The 20,818-nt window shown below is 64.9% G+C and carries 18 protein-coding genes and 1 tRNA gene; 12 read left to right on the top strand and 7 right to left on the bottom strand.

Annotated elements, in window-relative coordinates:
* Nucleotides 1-328 precede the first annotated feature (328 nt).
* Together J6595_RS06880 and J6595_RS06885 are read left to right on the top strand one after the other, a co-directional pair.
* The gene (locus tag J6595_RS06880) at nt 329-895 is read left to right on the top strand and encodes a methanogen output domain 1-containing protein (RefSeq protein ID WP_209593708.1); all 567 of its coding nucleotides are present in this window, start codon (nt 329-331) and stop codon (nt 893-895) included.
* On the top strand, nt 843-2,030 hold the full coding sequence (locus tag J6595_RS06885) for a sensor histidine kinase (protein WP_209593709.1): 1,188 nt from the start codon (nt 843-845) through the stop codon (nt 2,028-2,030). Before J6595_RS06880 ends, J6595_RS06885 begins: the two co-directional genes overlap by 53 nt.
* On the opposite strand, the gene J6595_RS06890 is transcribed toward J6595_RS06885, so the two are convergent.
* The 7 genes from J6595_RS06890 to J6595_RS06920 form a co-directional block, all read right to left on the bottom strand.
* Entirely contained in the window at nt 2,017-2,340 is a 324-nt protein-coding gene (locus J6595_RS06890; RefSeq protein ID WP_209593710.1) for a hypothetical protein, read from the bottom strand. The two genes, J6595_RS06885 and J6595_RS06890, sit on opposite strands and share 14 nt — an antisense overlap.
* A 214-nt stretch (nt 2,341-2,554) precedes the next feature.
* Nucleotides 2,555-2,923 (bottom strand): hypothetical protein, encoded by a 369-nt coding sequence (locus J6595_RS06895; RefSeq protein ID WP_245197663.1) that lies wholly within the window; start codon nt 2,921-2,923, stop codon nt 2,555-2,557.
* Nucleotides 2,924-2,966: 43 nt separating this feature from the next.
* Nucleotides 2,967-3,647 carry a phosphoribosylformylglycinamidine synthase subunit PurQ gene (gene purQ / locus J6595_RS06900; RefSeq protein ID WP_209593712.1) on the bottom strand — a complete coding sequence of 227 codons (681 nt, stop codon included), beginning with the start codon at nt 3,645-3,647 and terminating at the stop codon, nt 2,967-2,969.
* Nucleotides 3,644-3,892, bottom strand: a complete 249-nt coding sequence (locus tag J6595_RS06905) for a hypothetical protein (protein WP_342453112.1) — start codon at nt 3,890-3,892, stop codon at nt 3,644-3,646. Before J6595_RS06905 ends, purQ begins: the two co-directional genes overlap by 4 nt.
* 24 nt (nt 3,893-3,916) lie before the next feature.
* Nucleotides 3,917-4,165 (bottom strand): phosphoribosylformylglycinamidine synthase subunit PurS, encoded by a 249-nt coding sequence (gene purS / locus J6595_RS06910; protein ID WP_209593713.1) that lies wholly within the window; start codon nt 4,163-4,165, stop codon nt 3,917-3,919.
* A gap of 97 nt (nt 4,166-4,262) precedes the next feature.
* Nucleotides 4,263-5,027, bottom strand: coding sequence for a phosphoribosylaminoimidazolesuccinocarboxamide synthase (gene purC, locus J6595_RS06915; RefSeq protein WP_209593714.1), 765 nt, complete (start codon nt 5,025-5,027; stop codon nt 4,263-4,265).
* 349 nt (nt 5,028-5,376) lie between these two features.
* A tRNA-Cys gene (locus tag J6595_RS06920) sits at nt 5,377-5,450 on the bottom strand.
* A gap of 212 nt (nt 5,451-5,662) precedes the next feature.
* Between J6595_RS06920 and J6595_RS06925 the strand changes: the two genes are divergently transcribed.
* The 10 genes from J6595_RS06925 (at nt 5,663) to J6595_RS06970 (ending at nt 20,797) form a co-directional block, all read left to right on the top strand.
* A complete protein-coding gene (locus J6595_RS06925) occupies nt 5,663-6,589 on the top strand; it encodes a D-alanine--D-alanine ligase (RefSeq protein ID WP_209593715.1) in 927 nt (308 codons plus the stop codon).
* Nucleotides 6,577-7,485 (top strand): cell division protein FtsQ/DivIB, encoded by a 909-nt coding sequence (locus tag J6595_RS06930; protein ID WP_245197665.1) that lies wholly within the window; start codon nt 6,577-6,579, stop codon nt 7,483-7,485. The genes J6595_RS06925 and J6595_RS06930 overlap by 13 nt, the downstream gene beginning before the upstream one ends.
* A complete protein-coding gene (gene ftsA, locus J6595_RS06935) occupies nt 7,482-8,810 on the top strand; it encodes a cell division protein FtsA (RefSeq protein ID WP_209593716.1) in 1,329 nt (442 codons plus the stop codon). Before J6595_RS06930 ends, ftsA begins: the two co-directional genes overlap by 4 nt.
* A 126-nt stretch (nt 8,811-8,936) precedes the next feature.
* Nucleotides 8,937-10,484 carry a cell division protein FtsZ gene (gene ftsZ / locus J6595_RS06940; protein WP_209593717.1) on the top strand — a complete coding sequence of 516 codons (1,548 nt, stop codon included), beginning with the start codon at nt 8,937-8,939 and terminating at the stop codon, nt 10,482-10,484.
* A gap of 304 nt (nt 10,485-10,788) precedes the next feature.
* Nucleotides 10,789-11,727, top strand: a complete 939-nt coding sequence (lpxC, locus tag J6595_RS06945; RefSeq protein ID WP_209593718.1) for a UDP-3-O-acyl-N-acetylglucosamine deacetylase — start codon at nt 10,789-10,791, stop codon at nt 11,725-11,727.
* A gap of 386 nt (nt 11,728-12,113) precedes the next feature.
* A complete protein-coding gene (locus J6595_RS06950; RefSeq protein WP_245197666.1) occupies nt 12,114-12,998 on the top strand; it encodes an outer membrane protein assembly factor BamD in 885 nt (294 codons plus the stop codon).
* Between the two features lie 200 nt (nt 12,999-13,198).
* On the top strand, nt 13,199-14,878 hold the full coding sequence (recN, locus tag J6595_RS06955; RefSeq protein ID WP_209593719.1) for a DNA repair protein RecN: 1,680 nt from the start codon (nt 13,199-13,201) through the stop codon (nt 14,876-14,878).
* 58 nt (nt 14,879-14,936) lie between these two features.
* Nucleotides 14,937-16,031, top strand: a complete 1,095-nt coding sequence (locus J6595_RS06960) for an FAD-dependent oxidoreductase (protein ID WP_209593720.1) — start codon at nt 14,937-14,939, stop codon at nt 16,029-16,031.
* A gap of 209 nt (nt 16,032-16,240) precedes the next feature.
* Nucleotides 16,241-18,772: an NAD-dependent DNA ligase LigA gene (ligA, locus tag J6595_RS06965; RefSeq protein WP_209593721.1), complete on the top strand. Its 2,532-nt coding sequence runs from the start codon at nt 16,241-16,243 to the stop codon at nt 18,770-18,772.
* Nucleotides 18,773-19,183: 411 nt separating this feature from the next.
* Nucleotides 19,184-20,797, top strand: a complete 1,614-nt coding sequence (locus tag J6595_RS06970) for a BCCT family transporter (RefSeq protein WP_209593722.1) — start codon at nt 19,184-19,186, stop codon at nt 20,795-20,797.
* Nucleotides 20,798-20,818 lie beyond the last annotated feature (21 nt).

A 20,818-nucleotide genomic window follows, 5' to 3' on the forward strand; every position in this document is an offset into this window, starting at 1 on the left:
GCGATGACGAAGATGGGCGTGCGGAATTCCGCCGCCGCCCTGGCGATGTCTTGTCAAAAGAGGACGCCACATGTCGTGTCTGACCGCGACCGTGCGGGCCTTTCCGACTATCCGTCTTTGCAGAAAGTAATGATCCTAGATAATAAAGAATATAGTATTCATTGAAAACTGACGGTGATGCAATTTATGGTGTTGCAGCGAAGGGTATCTGTGTTACTGTATCGTCGTGAATTTTCATCCAAATCGCTTCTTACGTGGGGTGTTATCATGGCGAATTGCTTCGCTTATGAAGTAAGTTGTTCGTGCAAAGGGTGAGGGTTTCTTGTCCATGACGGTACAACTTCGTCAAGCACGGCTCGATCGCCTCGAAGCGGTCGATCTCAACCTTGATCGGGAATCTTTCGTCCTCAAGCTCCTGCGCGATTTGAGCGGTACGATCGAGCGCGTCGTCGGCGAGGAGGATGCCGGCGGTTATGTCGCCACGGTCGGCGGCATGATGGGCGAATGGCTGAACGCTGCGTATCATGACGGCCTCGGCGAGCAGGACTTCGATATCGAGACGGTGGCGCAGATCTTCGTCGACCTGAAGCGCCGCATCGATGGCGGCTTCTATGTCGTGGCGATCGAACCCGACCGGATCGTCTTGCGGAACACGCGATGTCCGTTTGGCGACAATGTGATCGGACGGCCGTCTCTCTGCATGATGACCTCCAATGTCTTTGGCCGGATAGCCGCCGACAATCGCGGCTATGCGCGCGTTCAACTGCTCCAATCCATCGCCAGGGGGGATCGCGAATGTCATGTCGAGGTGCATCTGTCTCCGCGGAACGGGCTGGAAGCCGATGAGCGCGAGTATTACCGCTTGCGGCCGAGTGCCGTCCCCGCCGATCGCTGACAGTGATCCGGCTTCTCTGGTGCGCATCGACCTTTCCGACCAGATCCTGGCAAGTCTCGAACTGGAAGTGCTGGTGGCCTCGCCCGAGGGAGCCGTCGTCTATGCCAATCCGCGCGCGCAGGGCCGCGCCGGTCTGGGGCCCTCAGACCCCCCTCATTCCAGTTTCAGTCTCTACTGGGAACTCGACGAGCGGTCTGCCGCCCAGATGCTGCACCGGCTTGCCGCGACCTCGACGTGGCAGGCAATTTCGCTCCGCCGCCGAGGCGAGGGCGAAGCGGGCGAGGCCGTTGCGTTCAAAGCACGGGGATTTCTCGCCGACACGCAAAGCGGCCGCAGCCTCTACGTGGCACTCGTCCAGGACGTCTCGCGCGGCAGGCAGTTCGAAGAGCACCGGGCGCTGATTCAGAAGCTGAACGTCGAACTCGCCCACCGCCAGCGGATGGAGGCCATGCTGACGGATCTGCTCGCATCGCAGAAGCGGTTGCACCGGGAGCTCGTCCATCGCGTGAAGAACAATCTCATGCTGCTCGCTTCGATGGTTTCCATCGGTCGCCTGCGCTGCGGTCTGCCTGCCGCGAGGACGCAGTTCGAGACTCTCGAACGGCGGATACAGTCGGTTGCCAAGATCCACGACCTTCTCGACCGCGATCGCGAGACGGACCATCTGTCGGCCGATATCCTGATCGCGGAGATCTGCGGCGAGCTGTCCCGCTCTCTGGCGCCGCCGAGCGTGGTGATATCGTGGGATCTTGCGCCGGTGCGATTGCATATTTCACAAGCGACGACGCTCGGGCTCATCGTCAACGAACTCGTCACAAATGCCGTCAAGCATGCCTTTCCCAAAGGCGCTGTCGGCAATGTGTCGATTCGGCTTACGACGGATCTCGAAGGCGGAGTGGCTGTGGTCATTGCCGACGACGGTATCGGTCTTGGCGACCGGGCCGGGCATGACCGCGGATCCGGCAGCGGGATCGTTCGGGCACTGGTCAGGCAACTCGAGGCAACGCTCACCCGGGAAGACGTCCCGGGCACCTCGTGGAAGCTGGCATTCACGCCGCTTCGAGAGGAGGGCACGGTGGTCCGCTTCGACGAGGCTGTGCTGCGTTCGCGGCTAGGGGGCATCACCCCGCATTGACCCAGTCCAGTCGCGCGGTCGCGCAGGGCGCGGTGTCGGCCGGCCGGCGCATCACCAGAGTGTCGTCGTCGACTTGGGAGATGGGACCGCCCGCGTCGCGGCTGGATTGCAGGATCAGGACGTAGTCGTATCCGGCATGTTTGCGCGATGGCGAGCGCAGGCACAGCCCGTAGCCATCGACGGTGCCGGTCGGAAGAAAGGTCCTTGCCCGCTCGGCTTTGCGACGGCGAAAGACGCCGGCGGCCGTGGCGTCGGCATAGGCGATTTCCGCCTTGGAAGGCGTGCCACCTCCGGCTCCGGCCCTCGCCATGGCTGATGATGACGCTCCGCTGCGGTCTGGGGTCGTTTCAGCGTCTCCATTGACGCCGACACCGCTGTCCTGCGCCGGTATTCCGCTTGCCATCGTGGCTGGAGGCAGGGACGCGAGCGCCAGCGTGTCGGTGCTGCCACTGGCAGCGCAGCCGGGCAGGGCAAACATACCCATAATGGCGAGAGGTAGGGAGCGTCGCGCGCGCATCGGATCGTCAGGTCGAGCAGCCGTTGCCGCCGGCGGCCCAGCGGGTCACATCGGCGTCAATACGCGAACCGATCGTCTGGTTCATCAGCGGGCCGTAGGTGGCGACGCTTGCCGAGCCGCTCTCGCCCTCGACGACGACCAGCGGACGGGCCTCCGGCTTGCCCTTCGGCACCAGCAGGAACCGGGGCCGGCCTGAAAAGGACGAAAGCTCCGGCGCCAGCGAATAGGATGCGAAAGCCGGATCGCGGGACTTGAACCAGCAGCGATTGGCATTGAGCGTCAGCCGCTCCATCCGGTCGAGGCCGGTATCGGCGCTCGGCCGTGTCGCCGCCTCCTGTCTGGCGGCGCATGCCGTCAGCAAGATCAGGCAAGCCATGGCGGGGACCGTCATCGACGGAAGGGTGCCCATCACTCGGGACTCAGGCCGCGACGCTCGTGGATGCCCCCAGAAGGCTCTCGAAGATGCCGCGACCGTCGGTGCCGCCATGCTCCGGCTCGACCAGATTTTCCGGATGCGGCATCATGCCGAGGACGTTGCCGGCCTTGTTGACGATGCCGGCGATGTCGTGGATCGCGCCATTGGGATTGGTGCCCTCGGCATAGCGGAACACGATCTGGCCGTCGTCCTTCAGGCTCTTCAGCGTCGCGTCGTCGGCGAAATAGTTGCCGTCGTGATGGGCGACCGGACAGCGAATGATCTGGCCCTCTTCATAAGCTGTGGAAAACCGCGTCCGGGCATTCACCACCTCGAGCTTCACCTCGCGGCAGACGAAGCGCAGCGCGGCGTTGCGCATGAGCGCGCCGGGCAGGAGGCCCGCCTCGCACAGGATCTGGAAGCCGTTGCAGACGCCGAGAACGGGAACGCCCTTGGCCGCCGCATCGGCGACGGCCCGCATCACCGGCGAACGGGCGGCGATGGCGCCGGCGCGCAGATAGTCGCCGAAGGAGAAGCCGCCGGGAACGACGACGAGATCGACGTCGGGCAGGGCCGTTTCGGTCTGCCAGACGGTGACGGGTTTCTTGCCCGTGATCGTCCTCAGCGCAGCGATCATGTCGCGGTCACGGTTGAGGCCGGGGAGGAGGACGACGGCGGTTTTCATCGATCGTGCTCAAACGGTTTGTGTGGTTCGGCCAGTTCACGAAATTCCAGCTGGCGCTCGATTCGCTCCAGGCGTTCTTCGTGGCGATCCAGTTTGTCGTAGATGCTGTGGATATCGGTCTGCATCGAGACGGCATGCCCTCGGATCGAGATGTGTTCCTGCTTCACCTCCCGAAGGCCGCCCTCTACGTTGCCCATTCTGGCCTGAAGCTGCCTCGAGACTTCGAAGATCAGTTCGTTCGTCACCTCGGCAACCGCAAAGGCTCCATGCTACCCGTGGTGGATCTCCACGAGGTAGTTCTCGATCACCGTGTTGGCGAGGAGCTGTTCGCACATGGCGTCGAGCTTGGTCTTGGCACCCGCCGCATCCTCGCCGTCGATTTCGACGTCGAAGACCTTGCCCTGGCGCACGGAACCGACGCCGTCGATGCCGAGATTGCCGAGGGCGGACTCGATCGCCTTGCCTTGCGGATCGAGAACGCCGGTTTTCAGGGTGACGATGATGCGGGCCTTGATCATTGGTCCTCTGCGCGGGGCTGCGGGCGCTCCTTGAGCGGATCGCTTGAATGAACGAGCTTGAGTGCCGGTGCCGGCTGTTTCACGGGCCTTCGCCGCTTCACTTGACCAACACCGGCCCGGAGGGGCGGGGCGGCTCGTTCTCGTTCATGATCCCGAGACGACGCGCGACTTCCTGATAGGCCTCGACGAGGCCGCCCATGTCGCGGCGGAACCGGTCCTTGTCGAGCTTGTCGTTGGTTTGGACGTCCCAGAGGCGGCAGGAGTCCGGCGAGATCTCGTCGGCGACGATGATGCGCATCATATCGCCCTCGAACAGCCGTCCGGTCTCGATCTTGAAGTCGACGAGCTGAATGCCGACGCCGAGGAAAAGGCCGGAGAGGAAGTCGTTGACACGGATGGCGAGCGCCATGATGTCGTCGATTTCCTGCGGGCTCGCCCAGCCGAAGGCCGTGATGTGCTCTTCGGACACCAGCGGATCGTCGAGCGCGTCGGCCTTGTAGTAGAACTCGATGATCGAGCGCGGCAGCACGGTGCCTTCCTCGATGCCGAGGCGCTTGGCCAGCGAGCCAGCGGCGACGTTGCGTACCACCACCTCGAGCGGGATGATCTCGACTTCCTTGATCAGCTGCTCACGCATGTTGAGCCGGCGGATGAAGTGGGTCGGAATGCCCATCTTGTTGAGGTGCGAGAAGATGTATTCCGAGATCCGGTTATTGAGGACGCCCTTGCCGTCGACGATCTCGTGTTTCTTCTTGTTGAAGGCGGTGGCGTCGTCCTTGAAGAATTGAACGAGCGTGCCGGGCTCGGGGCCCTCATAAAGAATCTTGCCCTTGCCTTCATAGATGCGGCGGCGACGTGTCATCACGAATACTCTATCATGGTAAGGCTACGCTCCCCGGCGGGAATCGCATGGGAGCGAGCGCATATCGAGCCGGTGAATAGACCAAAACCCCCTTGATCACAATCGGCCCGGCCGTCGTGAGCGAGGATGTGGTGTGTCGACCGGCAAATGCCAGGCGGGAAGCTCCCTTGCGCCGGTGCGATGTGGCGGGACTCGGCTGTGACCATCCGTTCCGCCCGTCTCATTGCGCGCTGTCCCGGCGTTCGCGATGGCAACGAACCCATCGCCAGAGGCGATCGATCCTGTGATGGTTTGCATCACAGGCAAGACGGCATTGCCGCAACGCGTGAGCTGAACAGGGGCGGGGTGCTGGAGGCCTCGGCCGGAATCGAACCGGCGTGCAAGGATTTGCAGTCCTCTGCGTAACCACTCCGCCACGAGGCCTCAACGGCGCCTACCTACTGACATGGCCTTCGTTTCGCAAGAGGCGCGAGGGCCAAGTTTTGCAAATCTGCGTCGCGCGTCATTTTCTTGGCCACAGGCCCGATCCGCCCGACCCTTTCAAAATTCTTGCTTTCGCCACAGTCGGTTAACCACTGCTTAACCATCGGTCTGCAAAAGATTGATTCAAACCTTTTGTTAATTCCGGATTGCGGGTGATGGCGAAGCACGTGGTTGTCTTGATGGGCGGATTCTCGTCGGAGCGGCCGGTCAGCCTCTCCTCGGGAAATGCCTGCGCCGATGCCCTGGAGGCGATCGGCCATAAAGTGACGCGTCTCGACGTCTCCCGGGACGTCGCGGCGAAGCTTGCCGAGATCGGGCCGGACGTCGCCTTTAACGCGCTCCATGGTCCCTACGGCGAGGACGGGACCATTCAGGGCGTCCTCGAATATCTGCAGATTCCCTATACCCATTCCGGCGTTCTCGCCTCGGCACTGGCGATGGACAAGGAGCGGGCGAAGATCGTCGCCAGGGCGGCCGGCGTTCCGGTCGCCGAGGCGCGCGTTCTTCACCGCCTCGATGCCGCGCCCGCCCATGTCCTGTCGCCGCCTTACGTCATCAAGCCCGTGGCCGAAGGTTCGAGCTTCGGTGTCCTGATCGTGCGCGAGGATCAGTCGACGCCGCCGCAGGAGCTTTATTCCGCAGACTGGCCCTATGGCGACATCGTGATGGTCGAGCGCTACGTCCATGGCCGCGAGTTGACCTGCGCCGTCATGGGCGATGTCGCGCTCGATGTCTGCGAGATCGTGCCGGAGGGCCATGCCTTCTACGATTACGATTCGAAGTATCGGCCCGGTGGCTCTCGCCACGTGGTGCCGGCCGAGATCTCGAAGGGCGTCGCCCGCCGGGTTCAGGAGCATTCGCTGGCCGCCCACAAGGCGATGGGCTGTCGTGGTGTCAGCCGCTCGGACTTTCGCTACGACGATCGCTTCGGGGAGGGTGGCGAGCTGATCTGGCTGGAGGTCAACACCCAGCCGGGCATGACACCGACCTCTCTCGTTCCTGACATGGCGAAGGCCGCCCGACACAGCTTCGAAGAGCTCGTTGGCTGGATGGTGGAGGATGCGTCTTGCGGCCGCTGAACCACCACATGGATTTTCCGCTGGAGCCGAGGCAGGGCCGACTGTCGATACTGGCCGGGCGCGTGACGCGCCGGGTCGCGAGCCTTTCGGCGACGGTCTCCAGCTACTCGCTGCCGCGATTCGGATCGCTCGCCTTCGTCATCGTCGCCGGTGCCGTCGTCTATGGCGTGATTCTGGGCGGGCATACGGACGACGTGCTCGATGGCGTCGGCCAGCCGCTCGGCTTTTCGATCGACAAGGTCACGGTCCACGGCAACAGCGAAACCTCCGAGATCGATGTTCTGCAGGCGCTCTGGCAGACCGGCTCGACGACGCTGCTCTCGCTCGATCCGACCGATGCGCGCCAGACGCTGGAAGCCATGCCCTGGATCGATCGCGCCTCGGTGTCGAAGATCTTCCCCGACCGCGTCGACATCGACCTCGATGAGCATCGCCCCTATGCGATCTGGCAGAGCGATCGGTCGTTCTATGTCGTCAACCGGCTGGGCAAGACGATCGTCCCTTACGTGCCCGGTCGCTTCGATGCCTTGCCCGTCGTCGTCGGCGAGGGCGCGGCGAAAACCGCCGCCGGCATCATCGACGACATGGAGGGATTTCCCGAGCTTCGCGCAAGGGTCAAAGCCTACATTCGAGTCGGCGGTCGTCGTTGGGATCTGGAACTCAAGAATGGTGTCCTGATCCGGCTGCCCGAGGACAAGCCTTTGGAAGCGTTGGCGGAAGTCGTGAAGATGGACCGGCAAAACCCCCTGCTCGAGCGCGATATCGCCGCGGTGGACATGCGGCTCTCCGATCGCGTGGTGGTGCAGCTCACGGAGGGTTCCGCTTCTCGTCGCAAGGAGCGTCTCGCAGAGCGCGCCAAGCTGATCAAACGCCTTGGCAAGGACAAGCCGGTATGAGTCTGTTTGGGTTCGGCACATCCGATCTGCCCAGGATCAAGGGGCTGTCGCCTCGGCGCGCTCGCGTCATCTCCGTGCTTGACGTCGGTTCGGAGAAGATCTCCTGCCTGATCGCGCGGCTTCGGCCCCGCGTCGCCGGGGAAATGCTGCCCGACAGGTCCCACACGATCGAGATCATCGGCATCGGCCATCACCGCTCGCGCGGGATCAAGGCCGGCGCCGTCGTCGATATCGCCGCGGCCGAGATGGCGATCCGCCAATGCGTCGATGCGGCCGAGCGCATGGCCGGCCTCACCGTCGAATCGCTGATCGTCTCGTTTACGGCCGGGCGGCCGAAGAGCATGCGCCGGCGCGCCGAGACGGAAGTCGTCGGTGAGGTTTCTTCCGCCGATCTGTCGCGGGTGACCGCCAATGCCGGCAAGCTGCCCCTCGACGAGGGGCGCGTCGCGCTTCATTCCACGCTTTACGACGTGGCGCTCGACGACGAGGCGGGGCTGGAAAATCCCGTCGGAATGACCGGCAGCCGCCTTTCGGCCAATCTCCATGTGCTGACGGCCGAAATCGCGCCCTTGCGCAATCTCGAGGCCGCGATCAACCGGGCACAGCTCGTGGTCGAGGCCTTCGTCGCCACGCCCTATGCTAGCGCGCTCGCGACGATGGTCGAGGACGAGGCGGCGATGGGCTCGGCCTGCATCGACATGGGCAGCGGCGCGACGACGATCGCGATCTTTCACAATCGCCGCTTCGTCTATGCCGACCAGATCGCCGTCGGCGGCTCCAACATCACCATGGACCTCGCTCGCGGCCTGTCGATCAGTCCGGCCGACGCCGAGCGCATCAAGGTCATGCATGGTTCGACCATGGCCGAGCTTCTCGACGATACGGGCGAGCCGATCAGCGTCGCGCCGCTCGGCGAGAGCCCTGACGCTCATCCGATCGTGGTCAGGCGCTCGCTGGTCGCCAAGATCATCCGTCCGCGCGTCGAAGAGACGCTGGAACTCGTCCGCGACCGCCTGAATGCCTCGGGCCTTGGCCATGTGATCGGCAAGCGGGTGGTGCTGACGGGCGGCGCCAGCCAGCTCGCCGGTCTGGCGGAAACCGCGCGGACTGTTCTTCAGCGAAACGTAAGGCTCGGGCGACCGCTGGGTGTTACGGGTCTGAACCCGTCCAGCAAGGGACCGGGTTTCTCAACGTCGGTCGGCCTGTTGATTTACCCGCAGGTTGCCCACCGCGAATATGTCGCCGAGCGATCGATCGCCGTCCAGGCTTTCGACAAGGCCTTTGAGGGGGGGCGATTCGGCTCCTGGCTGCGCAGGGCGCTCTAAAGAATCGGACGCAGCGGGCGCTGCTCCGGAACGAAGACCAACGGTGCGCGCCGCGCGCCCTTTGAGACTGGCAAGGAACGGCCGCGCGGCGAGACGGCCTTTGCGAATTGAAAGAGGAATGAGGGCATGAGTATCACCTTGAAAAAGCCGGACATCACCGAACTGAAGCCCCGCATCACCGTCTTCGGTGTCGGCGGCGGTGGCTGCAACGCCGTCAACAACATGATCAGTGCCGGCCTCGAGGGGGTCGACTTCGTGATCGCCAACACCGATGCGCAGGCGCTGCGTTCCTCGCGGGCCGAGCGCATCATCCAGATGGGCGTCGCCGTCACCGAGGGTCTCGGCGCCGGTTCGCAGCCTGAAGTCGGCCGCGCGGCCGCCGAAGAATCGATCGACGAGATCTGCGATCACCTCCTCGGCTCGCACATGTGCTTCGTCACCGCCGGCATGGGCGGCGGCACCGGCACGGGCGCTGCCCCGGTCGTTGCACGGGCGGCGCGTGAGAAGGGCATCCTAACCGTCGGTGTCGTGACGAAGCCCTTCCACTTCGAGGGCCAGCGCCGGCTGCGCATCGCCGAGCAGGGCATCGAGGAGCTGCAGAAGAACGTCGATACGCTCATCGTCATTCCGAACCAGAACCTCTTCCGCATCGCCAACGACAAGACCACCTTCGCCGACGCTTTCGCGATGGCCGACCAGGTGCTCTATTCGGGCGTTGCCTGCATCACCGACCTGATGGTCAAGGAAGGCCTGATCAATCTCGACTTCGCCGACGTCCGCTCGGTCATGCGCGAGATGGGCAAGGCGATGATGGGCACCGGCGAAGCCTCGGGCGAGGGCCGCGCGATGGCCGCCGCGGAAGCTGCGATCGCCAACCCGCTGCTCGACGAGACCTCGATGAAGGGCGCCAAGGGCCTCCTGATCTCGATCACCGGTGGCCGTGACCTGACCCTGTTCGAGGTCGACGAGGCCGCGACCCGCATTCGCGAGGAAGTCGATCACGACGCCAACATCATTCTCGGCGCGACCTTCGACGAAAACCTCGAAGGCGTCATCCGGGTCTCGGTCGTTGCCACCGGCATCGACAAGAGCGAGATGGAGATGGCCGAGCGCTCGATGATGACGGCCAACCAGTCGGCCGCGGTCGCGCAGCAGCGCGCCACTCCGCAGCCCGCGCCGGCGGCACAGCCCGCCCCGGCAATGGCCGCGACGGCCCAGCCGGAAGAAGAAGAAGCCGAGGTCGAGGATGCCTTCACCGCGGCCCTCGCCGCAGAGATCGCCCAGGTCGCACCGCAGGCGTCGGCTCGCACCAGCGTGCCGAGCGAAGACACGGCCATGGATCCGGTCCAGCCGGCACGCATGCCCCGCGTCGAGGACTTTCCGCCGGTCATTCGCGGCGAGATCGAGCAGCGCCAGGCCGCGAATGCGGACCAGGGTGTCGACGAGCGCGGCGCCATGGGGCTCCTGCGTCGCCTGACCACCGGCCTGTCGCGCCGCGAGGAGGAAGAGGGCCAGGCGAGCGAGCCGGCCCGCCGGCCGCATGTGGAGCCCAGCTCCTATGCTCCGCGCCGCGTCGCCGCCGACTCGGCCGCGCGTCCGGCGACCGCAACGCGGCCGACCAGCGAAGAGGACCAGCTGGAAATTCCGGCCTTCCTTCGGCGCCAGGCGAACTGAATACCCGCCATTGTTGCGGGACAGTGACACCGCCCGTCGGAGCAATCCGGCGGGCGTATTTGTTTAACCCTTTGAAATTACTGTGGTCCGATCGGCCGTTGCCGTCTTTGTTTTAACATGGGGTAACGAACCGTGATTTTGCCAATTGCGATGACCGATTTACCAACGATCTCAACGACAGAGGAACGTTCAATGATTCCTCGAGGGGCGTCGATCGGAGAGAAGGCGCGATTTTCGTGTGTGATCGGATCTGGTGCGAATGTATCGCCGGAGACCGGGTTGGAAAGGTTTTGAAGACGTGTTGATGTTCCAGCAGACGATAGCATCGCGTATCGATTTCGACGGCGTGGGTGTGCACAGCGGTCTGCCGGTGCGGCTTGCCTTGCTCCCGGCCGAAATCGATACCGGCATCGTGTTTCATCTTGCCGGCTCGAACGGCCTCGTCCACGAAATCCCGGCGATCTCCGCACACTCGGCGCTGACGGATCTGTCGACCGTCGTCGGCGATCTGAAGGGCGCCTACGTCTCCACCATCGAACATCTGATGGCGGCGCTCTACGCCATGGACGTCGACAATGTCGTCGTCAGGATCGACGCCAAGGAAACGCCGATCCTCGATGGGTGTTCGGCGCAGTATATCCGGGGCATCGCCGATGCTGGTGTCGTCAGCCAGGTCGCCAAGCGCCGCTACCTGCGGGTTCTCAAGCCGGTTTCGGTCGAAATGAACGAGGCGAGGGCGGAATACCGTCCCTATGCCGGCACACGGTTCGAAATCGAGATCGATTTCGCCAATGCCGCGATCGGGCGGCAGGTCTATCGCGCCGATCTGACCGCGGGCCGCTTCGCCAAGGATCTCGCCAATGCCCGCACCTTCGGCTTCATGGCCGATGTCGAGCGGCTCTGGGCGGCTGGTTATGCGCTCGGGTCCTCGCTGGAGAATTCCGTCGTCCTGTCCGACGACGGCGGAGTGGTCAATCCGGAAGGCCTGCGGTTCGAGGACGAGTTCGTCCGCCACAAGGCGCTCGACGCGGTGGGCGATCAGGCGCTCGCGGGGGCACGCATTCTCGGCTGCTACCGGTCCTATCGCGGCGGGCACAGGCTGAACGCCCTGGCGCTGCAGGCGCTTCTGGCCGACCGAAAGGCCTATGAGATCGTCGAAATGCCGTCGCGCCGGGTCGATCCCGTGCGGCATGCGCCGCTGGTCGCGGTGGCGGCCCCGGCTTACGGGCCGCAGGTCCTCTAAGAGGCTCTTAAGCGGTCTTCGAACGCCGGCTGGCTGGCGGTGGCCGTCCCGGATGCAGCATCGCTTCCTCGATGACGACCTGGAGCGCCTCATGCTTTCGCACGCGGCGGTGACGCTCTCGGCCGATGATTTTCCGCATTTCGCTTGGCGAAGACCTTAACGGAGAGCCGGGCCCGAGCCGCCCCGTGACACCGCATCACGCTCGCCCTTCAGTAACGAATGGTGACGCTGCGGTAACAAGCGTCTCGTGAAACTTCGCGCCGCGACGCAATTCCACGCCGCGGTCACAAAAAAGGCACCTTGCTCCCGCTTCGCCATTGTCGGAGCCCGGCGTGGGCGGTAGTGATGCCGGCGGGGGCTGAACCGGGGTAGGGGACTCGCACGACATGATCGAAGCGAACAGGCATTTTGCCGGACCACTCAGATTTGCGACACGCATGGCCTTGAGCGCAACGGTCATCGGCGCTGCGCTCAGTCTTGGCGGATGCATGTCCGGTGGCGACAACGATGTCGACGCTCTGGCTCTGGCCGCCGAGACCGATCCGCCGGACGTACTCTACAATCAGGGGCTCGCCAATCTCGAAGGCGGCCGCCTCGGTGAGGCGGCCAAGAAGTTCCAGGCGATCGACCGCCAGCATCCGTATTCGGAATGGGCCCGCAAGGCTCTGATCATGCAGGCCTTCGCCAGCTATCGTGGCGGCAACTACGAAGAGGCGACCACCGCGGCCAAGCGCTACATTTCGCTCTATCCGCAGTCCGACGACGCCGCCTATGCCGAGTATATCATCGGCCTTTCGCACTACCGCCAGATCTCGGACGTCACTCGCGACCAGAAGCAGGCCGCCTATACGGCCCAGGCCATGCGGGCGCTGATGGATCGCTTTCCCGATACCGCCTATGCCGAAGACGCCAAGTCCAAGCTGCGGGTTGCCAGGGACCAGCTCGCCGGCAAGGAGATGCTTGTCGGCCGCTACTATCTCGAGCGCCGCGACTATCTCGCCGCGATCAACCGCTTCAAGAACGTCGTCGACGTCTATCCCGACACTCGTCAGGTCGAAGAGGCGCTGGCCCGTCTGACCGAAGCCTATTACGCCATGGGGCTCGTGCGCGAGGCGCAGGCCGCGGCGTCGGTGCTTGGCCAGAACTACCCGGATTCGCCCTGGTACCGGGACTCCTACGCGCTCTTGAAGGGGAACGGTCTCGAGCCGCGCGAAGGCGCGTCGAATTCCTGGTTTGCCGAAGCGACGAAGAAGATCATCGGCGCATCTTGATCGATCGACGTTGGTATCCGTTCGCACCCGCAAAGCGCGGACCTTCGGTCGACACAGTCGTTCGGGCGGCGCGGCGGCGGCGCCCGTTTCGTTTCGAATGACGGTCGGATCGATCGCTCAGATTCGTCGACGGGTTGCGGAATCGCCGCCGAAGACCAAGATAGCCCCAGCCCAATCCTGGTCTGCTCGCTGATACGGACATGCTGGTCCATCTTTCCATCCGAGACATCGTACTGATCGAGCGCCTCGAATTGACGCTCGGGGCCGGCCTGTCGGTGCTCACCGGCGAGACCGGCGCCGGAAAGTCGATCCTGCTCGATTCCCTGTCTCTCGCGCTTGGTGGGCGGGGCGATGGCAGCCTCGTGCGCCAGGGCGCCAAGCAGGGCGAGGTGATCGCCGCCTTCGACGTCGCGCTCGAGCACCCGGCGCGCCGGCTTCTTTCGGACAACGGCTTCGACGACGACGGCGACGTCGTTCTGCGCCGCGTCCAGAATGCCGACGGGCGCACCCGTGTCTTCATCAACGATCGCCCGTCCAGCGTCTCTCTGATGCGCGAGATCGGCCTTTCGCTCGTCGAGATCCACGGCCAGCACGACGATCGCGCTCTGGTCGAGACCGACAGCCACCGCGCGCTGCTCGACGAATTTGGCGGGCTGCAATTCGACGCAGCCGCCGTTGGAAAGCTGCACGGCGAATGGAGGGCGGCGCGCGAGGCGCTGTCGAAGCATCGCGCCAAGGTCGAGGCCGCGGCACGGGAGGCGGATTTCCTGCGAAGCGCCGTCGACGAACTCTCCGAACTTCAGCCGATCGCCGGCGAGGAGGAGGAACTCGCCGAGCGCCGGCAGGTGATGATGCGGTCCGAGAAGATCGCGACGGACGTCAACGATGCGAGCGAGGAACTTTCGGGGCCGGCTTCGCCGATTCCGGGCCTTGCCAATCTGTTGAAGCGTCTCGATCGAAAGCGGGACGAACTGCCCGGCCTTCTCGATGACGCGATCGAGCAGCTCGACACCGCGCTGGACGCCTTGTCCGACGCCCAGACGTCTCTCGAGGCGGCGCTCAGAAACCTCGAATTCGATCCCCGGGCGCTGGAGGTGGCCGAGGAGCGCTTGTTCGCGCTGCGGGCGGCGGGGCGCAAGTTCAACGTTCCGGTCGACGACCTGCCGGAGCTGACGGCCAAGATGATCGGGGATCTGGCGGATCTCGACGCCGGCGAGGAACGGCTGATGCTGCTCGAGCAAGAGGTCGAGGAAAAGCGCGAGCGATTCGATCGGGCGGCTGCAAGCCTTTCTGAAAAGCGCGGTCAGGCGGCCGTCATGCTGGAAGCTGCGGTGATGAGCGAGCTTCCCGATCTCAAGCTCGATCGCGCCAGCTTCATGGTGGTCATCGCGACCGATGCCGAGCGCCGGGACGCGTCCGGCATCGACACCGCCGAGTTCCACGTGCGCACCAATCCCGGCACGCGGGCCGGCCCGATCATGAAGGTGGCGTCCGGCGGCGAACTCTCGCGGTTTCTCCTCGCGCTCAAGGTCGCGCTTGCCGATCGCGGCTCGGCGCCGACCCTCGTTTTCGACGAGATCGACACGGGCGTCGGCGGCGCCGTCGCCGATGCGATCGGAAGGCGTCTGAAACGCCTCGCGGGCTCCGTCCAGGTGCTGGCCGTGACCCATGCCCCCCAGGTCGCGGCGCGGGCCTCGACCCATCTCCTGATCTCCAAGGCCAGCATCGAGGTCGGCGCCGACGATCGCGTCGCGACCCGCGTCGTGACGATCGACCCCGACGGACGCCGTGAAGAGATTGCCCGCATGCTTGCCGGCGAGAGCGTCACGGAGGAGGCGAGGGCCGCCGCTGCCCGGTTGATCGGCGCGGAAGGGATCTGATCCTCGTCGACGGCTTTTCGCCACCTGTGATACCATGAGCCCGACAGTCGGAGATGGTATGGCACGCGAAGATCTTGTCCTCATTGCAGGCGCCGGCCCGGTCGGGCTTGCCGCCGCCGTCGAGCTCACGCGGCGCGGCGTGCCGGTGCGGATCGTCGATGCGAAAGACGGGCCGACATCGGCCGATCAGTCGCGGGCGCTGGCTGTCCTGCCGACGACGCTGACGATCTTCGAAGCCTCGGGTTTGAGCGGCAGGATGATCGCCGAAGGAACGAAGATCACCGGAGCCGATATCTGGCTTGGTGACAAACCGTCCTTTTCGATGAATTTCTCCGGCGCAAAGACCGCCTTTCCCTTCATTCTCTCCTTGCCGCAAGGAAGGACCGAGCGGCTGTTGATCGACTGGCTCACCGAGCGATCCGTCGAGGTCGAATGGAATGTCGCGCTGGAAGAGATTGGCGAGACCCATCGTCCGGTCGCCGGGCTCTCGACGGGCGAAAGTATCAAGGTTGCGGCGATTCTCGGCTGTGACGGCAGCCACTCGCGGGTGCGCCAGGAACTCGGCGTGCCGTGGAGCGGCGAAGGCTATCCGGGCGCCTTCGCTCTGGCTGACGTCACATTCGACAAGAAGATCGACCCGCATCGCGCGATGATCGTCGTCGGGTCGGACAAGCGCGCTTCCCATGCGCTCCTTCCGATGAGCGACAACTGGGCGCGGCTGATCGGCTTCGAGGACACGCCGGACGCGCTTGTGGCTTCGGTGGAGGGAATCGCCTCCGTCACCTGGCGTTCGAGCTTCCACGTCTCGTTCCGCCACGCCGAGCGGATGGCGCGCGGCCAGATCTTCCTCGCGGGCGATGCCGCGCACATCCATTCGCCCGTAGGCGGGCGCGGCATGAATCTCGGCATCTGGGACGCCGCGGTCTTCGCCCGGCTTTTTGCCGAGCGCCGGGAGAGCGAATACGAATCGCGGCGTCTGCCGGCTATTGGCTCCGTCATCGCCCAGACCCGCCAGATGACGGACAGACTGGCACAGCCGCCAACGCATCTCGCTCCGGTCCTGAAATACGCCATGCCGATGGCGAAAATGGTGCCCTCGTTCCGGCGCAAGATCGCCGAGCGGGTTCTCGCCCTCGACCTGCCACAGCCGTGACGGCTCTCGCCGATCGCCCGCGCCCCTCGATCGCTCCGCGACGATTTCGCCGCAGAATGTGGCGATGACGGCTGGTCGAGCGTCAGGGGCCGAAACGCGGACGCCTAAAGACGCTTCGGACAAGCCTGAGACCCAAGCATTTGGTCGTGCCCCGTCCTTGCTATAAAGCGGGCGGCCGATCAGGCTCCGATCGAGATTCATGAAGGTGGATGTTGGACATGGCCGAACGACCGGTCGCGGAATTGAACGAGGCCGAGGCCGCTGAGGAGCTGCGGCGGCTCGCAAGAGAGATCGCCGAGCATGACGCGCGCTACTACAGCGAGGACGCGCCGACGGTTTCGGACGCAGAATATGACGCGCTGAGGCGGCGCAACGGCGCCATCGAGCGCCGTTTTCCGGCGCTCGTGCGCGAAGATTCGCCCTCGGTGCGCGTCGGCGTGGCGCCGTCGTCGAAATTTGCCAAGATCACCCATGCCATCCCGATGCTTTCCCTCGACAATGCGTTTTCCGACGAGGACGTCGAGGATTTCGCCAAGCGGGTGCGCCGGTTTCTGAAGCTCGCCGACGATGCCCCGCTGGCGATCACCGCGGAGCCGAAGATCGACGGCCTTTCCCTGTCTCTTCGCTACGAGGACGGACGCCTCGTCTCGGCGGCGACGAGGGGCGACGGCGCCGTCGGCGAGGACGTGACGGCCAACGCCCTGACGATCGAAGACATCCCCCATCGCCTCAGCGGTATCCGCCCGGCCGTCTTCGAGGTGCGCGGCGAGGTCTATATGAGCCATGCCGACTTTGCCGCCCTCAACGAGCGGCTGGCCGCCGGCGTAGAGCCGGATACGGCAGACGAGACGGGCGAGGGCGCCGAAGGGGAGGCGGCCGGCGCCGAGGCGCTGGAGGAGGCGGGCGATGCCGCCGTCAAGGTCCGGCAATTCGCCAATCCGCGCAATGCCGCCGCGGGCTCCCTGCGCCAGAAGGATGCCGGCGTGACGCGGTCAAGGCCGCTGAAGTTCTTCGCCTATGCCTGGGGCGAGGTCAGCGAGGTTCCGGGCAAGACCCAGACCGAGGTGGTCGCTGCGCTCGGCAAGATGGGCTTTTCGGTCAACCCGATGATGAAGCGATTCGACGCGATCGAGGGCCTGATCGCGCATTACCATCTGATCGAGGAGGCGCGTGCCGATCTCGGCTATGACATCGACGGCGTCGTCTACAAGGTCGACGATCTCGATCTGCAGTCCCGCCTCGGCTTCGTCTCGCGCTCGCCGCGCTGGGCGATCGCCCACAAGTTCCCGGCCGAGAAGGCGACGACGGTGCTCGAGGGGATCGAGATCCAGGTCGGGCGCACCGGCGCCTTGACCCCGGTCGCCAAGCTGAAGCCGGTTACCGTCGGCGGCGTCGTCGTCTCCAACGCGACCTTGCACAACGAGGACTACATCGCCGGCCGCGATTCCGATGGCGAGGCGATTCGCGACGGGCGCGACATTCGCATCGGCGACACGGTGATCGTCCAGCGCGCCGGCGACGTCATCCCCCAGGTGCTCGACGTCGTCATGGACAAGCGACCGGATGGCGCAGAGCCTTACGTCTTTCCCGATCACTGTCCGGTCTGTGGATCGAAGGCGGTGCGCGAGACGAACCCGCGCACCGGCCGGCCGGATTCCAAGCGCCGCTGCACGGCGGGTCTGACCTGCCCGGCCCAGGGGCGCGAGGGGCTGAAGCACTTCGTCTCGCGCGGCGCCTTCGACATCGAGGGCTTTGGCGAAACCTACATCGAGACGCTCTTCGACGCCGGGCTCGTGCGCCAGCCAGCCGACATCTTCACCCTGACCTTCGAGCCGCTGCGACAGGCCATCGAGGCGCGCCGCCGGGAGGTGTCCGAGGCGCGTCGCAAGTCTTTGGGCAAATCCGAGCCCGAGAAGCCGGCCAAGAAGGCCGAGACCTCCAAGGCGATCGAGAATCTTCTCGAAGCGATCGAGGCGCGCCGGACGGTCGCGCTTCACCGCTTCATCTTCGGTCTCGGCATCCGCCATATCGGCGAAACCTCGGCCAAGGCGCTGGCGCGGCATTTCGGCGACGTTCCGGCCTTTCTGGAAGGCGTCGACGCCGCCGCAAGCGAGCAGCCGGGCGAGGCCTGGCATCGGCTCAAGGCCACGCCCTTCGTCGGCGACAGCAGCTTCGAGGCGCTGCTCGGCGTCGGTGACGAGGCGCTGGACGACGAGACATACGATCCCTTCCGCGACAAGGCGATCGGCCTGAAGGCCAACCAGCGCGCGGCGTTGAAGGAACGGTTCGGCGACGCGGCCGGCCTCCGGCAGGCCATTCGCGCGGCGCGTCTGGCCGCGCCGGGTCCGACCTACGAGCTGCTGAAGGCCGATCGCGACATCGGCCAGGTGGCCACGGCCTCGCTGATCCAGTTCTTCGGCGAGGAGCACAACCGCAAAGCCGTCGCCGAGCTTCTCGAGGCGGGGGTGACCACGACCAACGATCTGTCTTCGACAAGCACCGCCGCCTCGCCGGTCGCCGGCAAGACCGTCGTCTTCACCGGCTCGCTCGAAAAGATGACCCGCGACGAGGCCAAGGCCATGGCGGAGGGCCTCGGGGCGAAAACCGCCGGCTCGGTGTCGAAGAACACCGATCTCGTCGTCGCCGGGCCGGGCGCCGGCTCGAAACTGAAGAAGGCCGAGGAGCTCGGCATCGAGGTGATCGACGAAGACGGCTGGCTTAGGCTGGTAAACGGGGCCTGAGCCCTGGTGCCGGCCGTCCTTGCGCCGCCCGCAGACCCTGTCGCGGGCGACGGAGAGTGCGGCGACCGGCGGGATCGAAGAGCTGCGATCTCCACGGGATCGGGGTGCTTGCCGGCGCGCCAGGAACACCATCGCCGGCGCGTCGTCTGAAGCCGCGTCCGCATCGGGAACGCGGATCTGATCCGCCATCAGAGCCCCGGATCCGGCCGGGTAGCTCGCCTCGGCTGACCGGGCGGACTCGCGAATTCTGGCGAAAAACCGGCAAAAACCTGTAAAAATCGGGCCCTGCGGGGTTGATCGGTTGGGGTTTGAGCCATCTAATCGGCTCAATGATCAGGAGCCGCGCGACAGGCTCCCGGCATCCCGTGCGTCTCAACGAGGCGCTTTTTTCTTTTCAACGACGAGGTCTCGATGTCCACACAACAGACCACCGAGATACCGGACGTGTCCGTGACCGACTATGAGGTCGGCCAGGACAATATCCAGCGTTTCGGGCTCGACATCCACAATCCGGTCTTCCCGATTTCGGCGAGCATCATCATCGCTTTCGTCGCCTTCGCGCTGCTCTTCCCAGGGCAGGCCGACGGCTTCTTCAACTGGCTGCGCCCGGCCATCACCTCGACCTTCGACTGGCTGTTCATCCTCGCCGGCGACATCTTCGTGCTGTTCTGCCTCGCCGTCGTCGTCTCGCCGCTCGGCAAGGTCAGGCTCGGCGGCAAGGATGCCAAGCCCGAATTCGGCTATTTCGGCTGGTTCGCGATGCTTTTCGCCGCCGGCATGGGCATCGGCCTGATGTTCTACGGCGTTTCCGAGCCGATCACCCATTTCTCCGCCTCGATGGAAGGCGGGGCGTCGGCGCCGCTGATGGGCGCTGCCGGCGACACCGAGGCCTCGCGCCAGCTGGGCATGGCCGCCACGATCTATCACTGGGCTCTGCATCCCTGGGCGATCTACGCCGTCGTGGCGCTGGCTCTGGCATTCTTCAGCTACAACTGGGGCCTGCCGCTGACCATGCGCTCGGTCTTCTATCCTTTGCTCGGCGACAAGGCCTGGGGCTGGCCCGGCCACCTCATCGACATTCTCGCCGTCTTCGCGACGCTCTTCGGCCTCGCGACGTCGCTCGGATACGGTGCCGAGCAGGCGACCGGCGGGTTGAACTACCTGTTCGGCGTGCCGGACGGGGTGATGTCCAACATCGTGCTGATCTGCCTGATCACCGGCGTGGCGCTGGTCTCGGTGCTGGCGGGTCTCGATTCGGGCGTGAGGCGCCTGTCCGAGATCAACATGGTGCTCGCGCTTCTGCTTCTGCTCTTCGTGTTCTTCATCGGACCGACGGTCCAGCTGCTGCAGGGCTTCGTCGGCAACACCTGGGCATATGTCCGCGAGTTCGTTCCGCTGTCGAACCCGTTCGGCCGGGCCGACGACGGATACCGCACCGGCTGGACGACGTTCTACTGGGCCTGGTGGATGAGCTGGTCGCCCTTCGTCGGCATGTTCATCGCCCGCGTCTCGCGCGGCCGCACGGTGCGTGAGTTCCTGATCTGCGTTCTGATCATCCCGACCATCGTCTCGATCATCTGGATGACCGTTTTCGGTGGAACGGCGCTCTACGAGACCATCGGCGGGTTCGATGGCATCGTGAACGCCGACCTCGAGGTGAAGCTGTTCGAGATGCTGGCTCAGCTGCCGCTGTCGCAGATCACGTCCTTCATCGGCATCATTCTCGTCATCGTCTTCTTCGTCACCTCGTCGGATTCGGGGTCGCTGGTCATCGACACGATCACCGCCGGCGGCAAGATCGATGCACCGGTGCCCCAGAGGGTCTTCTGGGCGACGTTCGAGGGGCTGGTGGCGATCACCCTGCTTCTCGGCGGCGGCCTCGGCGCCCTGCAGGCGGCGGCGATCGCGACAGGTTTCCCCTTCGCGATCCTGCTTCTGTTCCTCTGCTGGTCGACATGGAAAGGCCTGGCGGAAGAGCGCAAGCAGCCCTTCCTCGAGAAGATGAAGGCGCAGAACAAGATCTAGGCCCGGTTCGGGCCAAGGAAC

This window comes from Jiella mangrovi, assembly GCF_017815135.1.
GTDB lineage: Bacteria > Pseudomonadota > Alphaproteobacteria > Rhizobiales > Rhizobiaceae > Jiella > Jiella mangrovi.

Bases quoted from the DNA above. Each gene is read 5' to 3' on its own strand.
- J6595_RS06880 (WP_209593708.1), top strand. From the start codon at position 329: ATGACGGTACAACTTCGTCAAGCACGGCTCGATCGCCTCGAAGCGGTC.
- J6595_RS06885 (WP_209593709.1), top strand. From the start codon at position 843: ATGAGCGCGAGTATTACCGCTTGCGGCCGAGTGCCGTCCCCGCCGATC.
- J6595_RS06890 (WP_209593710.1), bottom strand. From the start codon at position 2,340: ATGGCGAGGGCCGGAGCCGGAGGTGGCACGCCTTCCAAGGCGGAAATC.
- J6595_RS06895 (WP_245197663.1), bottom strand. From the start codon at position 2,923: ATGGCTTGCCTGATCTTGCTGACGGCATGCGCCGCCAGACAGGAGGCG.
- purQ (WP_209593712.1), bottom strand. From the start codon at position 3,647: ATGAAAACCGCCGTCGTCCTCCTCCCCGGCCTCAACCGTGACCGCGAC.
- purS (WP_209593713.1), bottom strand. From the start codon at position 4,165: ATGATCAAGGCCCGCATCATCGTCACCCTGAAAACCGGCGTTCTCGAT.
- purC (WP_209593714.1), bottom strand. From the start codon at position 5,027: ATGACACGTCGCCGCCGCATCTATGAAGGCAAGGGCAAGATTCTTTAT.
- ftsA (WP_209593716.1), top strand. From the start codon at position 7,482: ATGAGTCTGTTTGGGTTCGGCACATCCGATCTGCCCAGGATCAAGGGG.
- ftsZ (WP_209593717.1), top strand. From the start codon at position 8,937: ATGAGTATCACCTTGAAAAAGCCGGACATCACCGAACTGAAGCCCCGC.
- lpxC (WP_209593718.1), top strand. From the start codon at position 10,789: ATGTTCCAGCAGACGATAGCATCGCGTATCGATTTCGACGGCGTGGGT.
- J6595_RS06950 (WP_245197666.1), top strand. From the start codon at position 12,114: ATGATCGAAGCGAACAGGCATTTTGCCGGACCACTCAGATTTGCGACA.
- recN (WP_209593719.1), top strand. From the start codon at position 13,199: ATGCTGGTCCATCTTTCCATCCGAGACATCGTACTGATCGAGCGCCTC.
- J6595_RS06960 (WP_209593720.1), top strand. From the start codon at position 14,937: ATGGCACGCGAAGATCTTGTCCTCATTGCAGGCGCCGGCCCGGTCGGG.
- ligA (WP_209593721.1), top strand. From the start codon at position 16,241: ATGTTGGACATGGCCGAACGACCGGTCGCGGAATTGAACGAGGCCGAG.
- J6595_RS06970 (WP_209593722.1), top strand. From the start codon at position 19,184: ATGTCCACACAACAGACCACCGAGATACCGGACGTGTCCGTGACCGAC.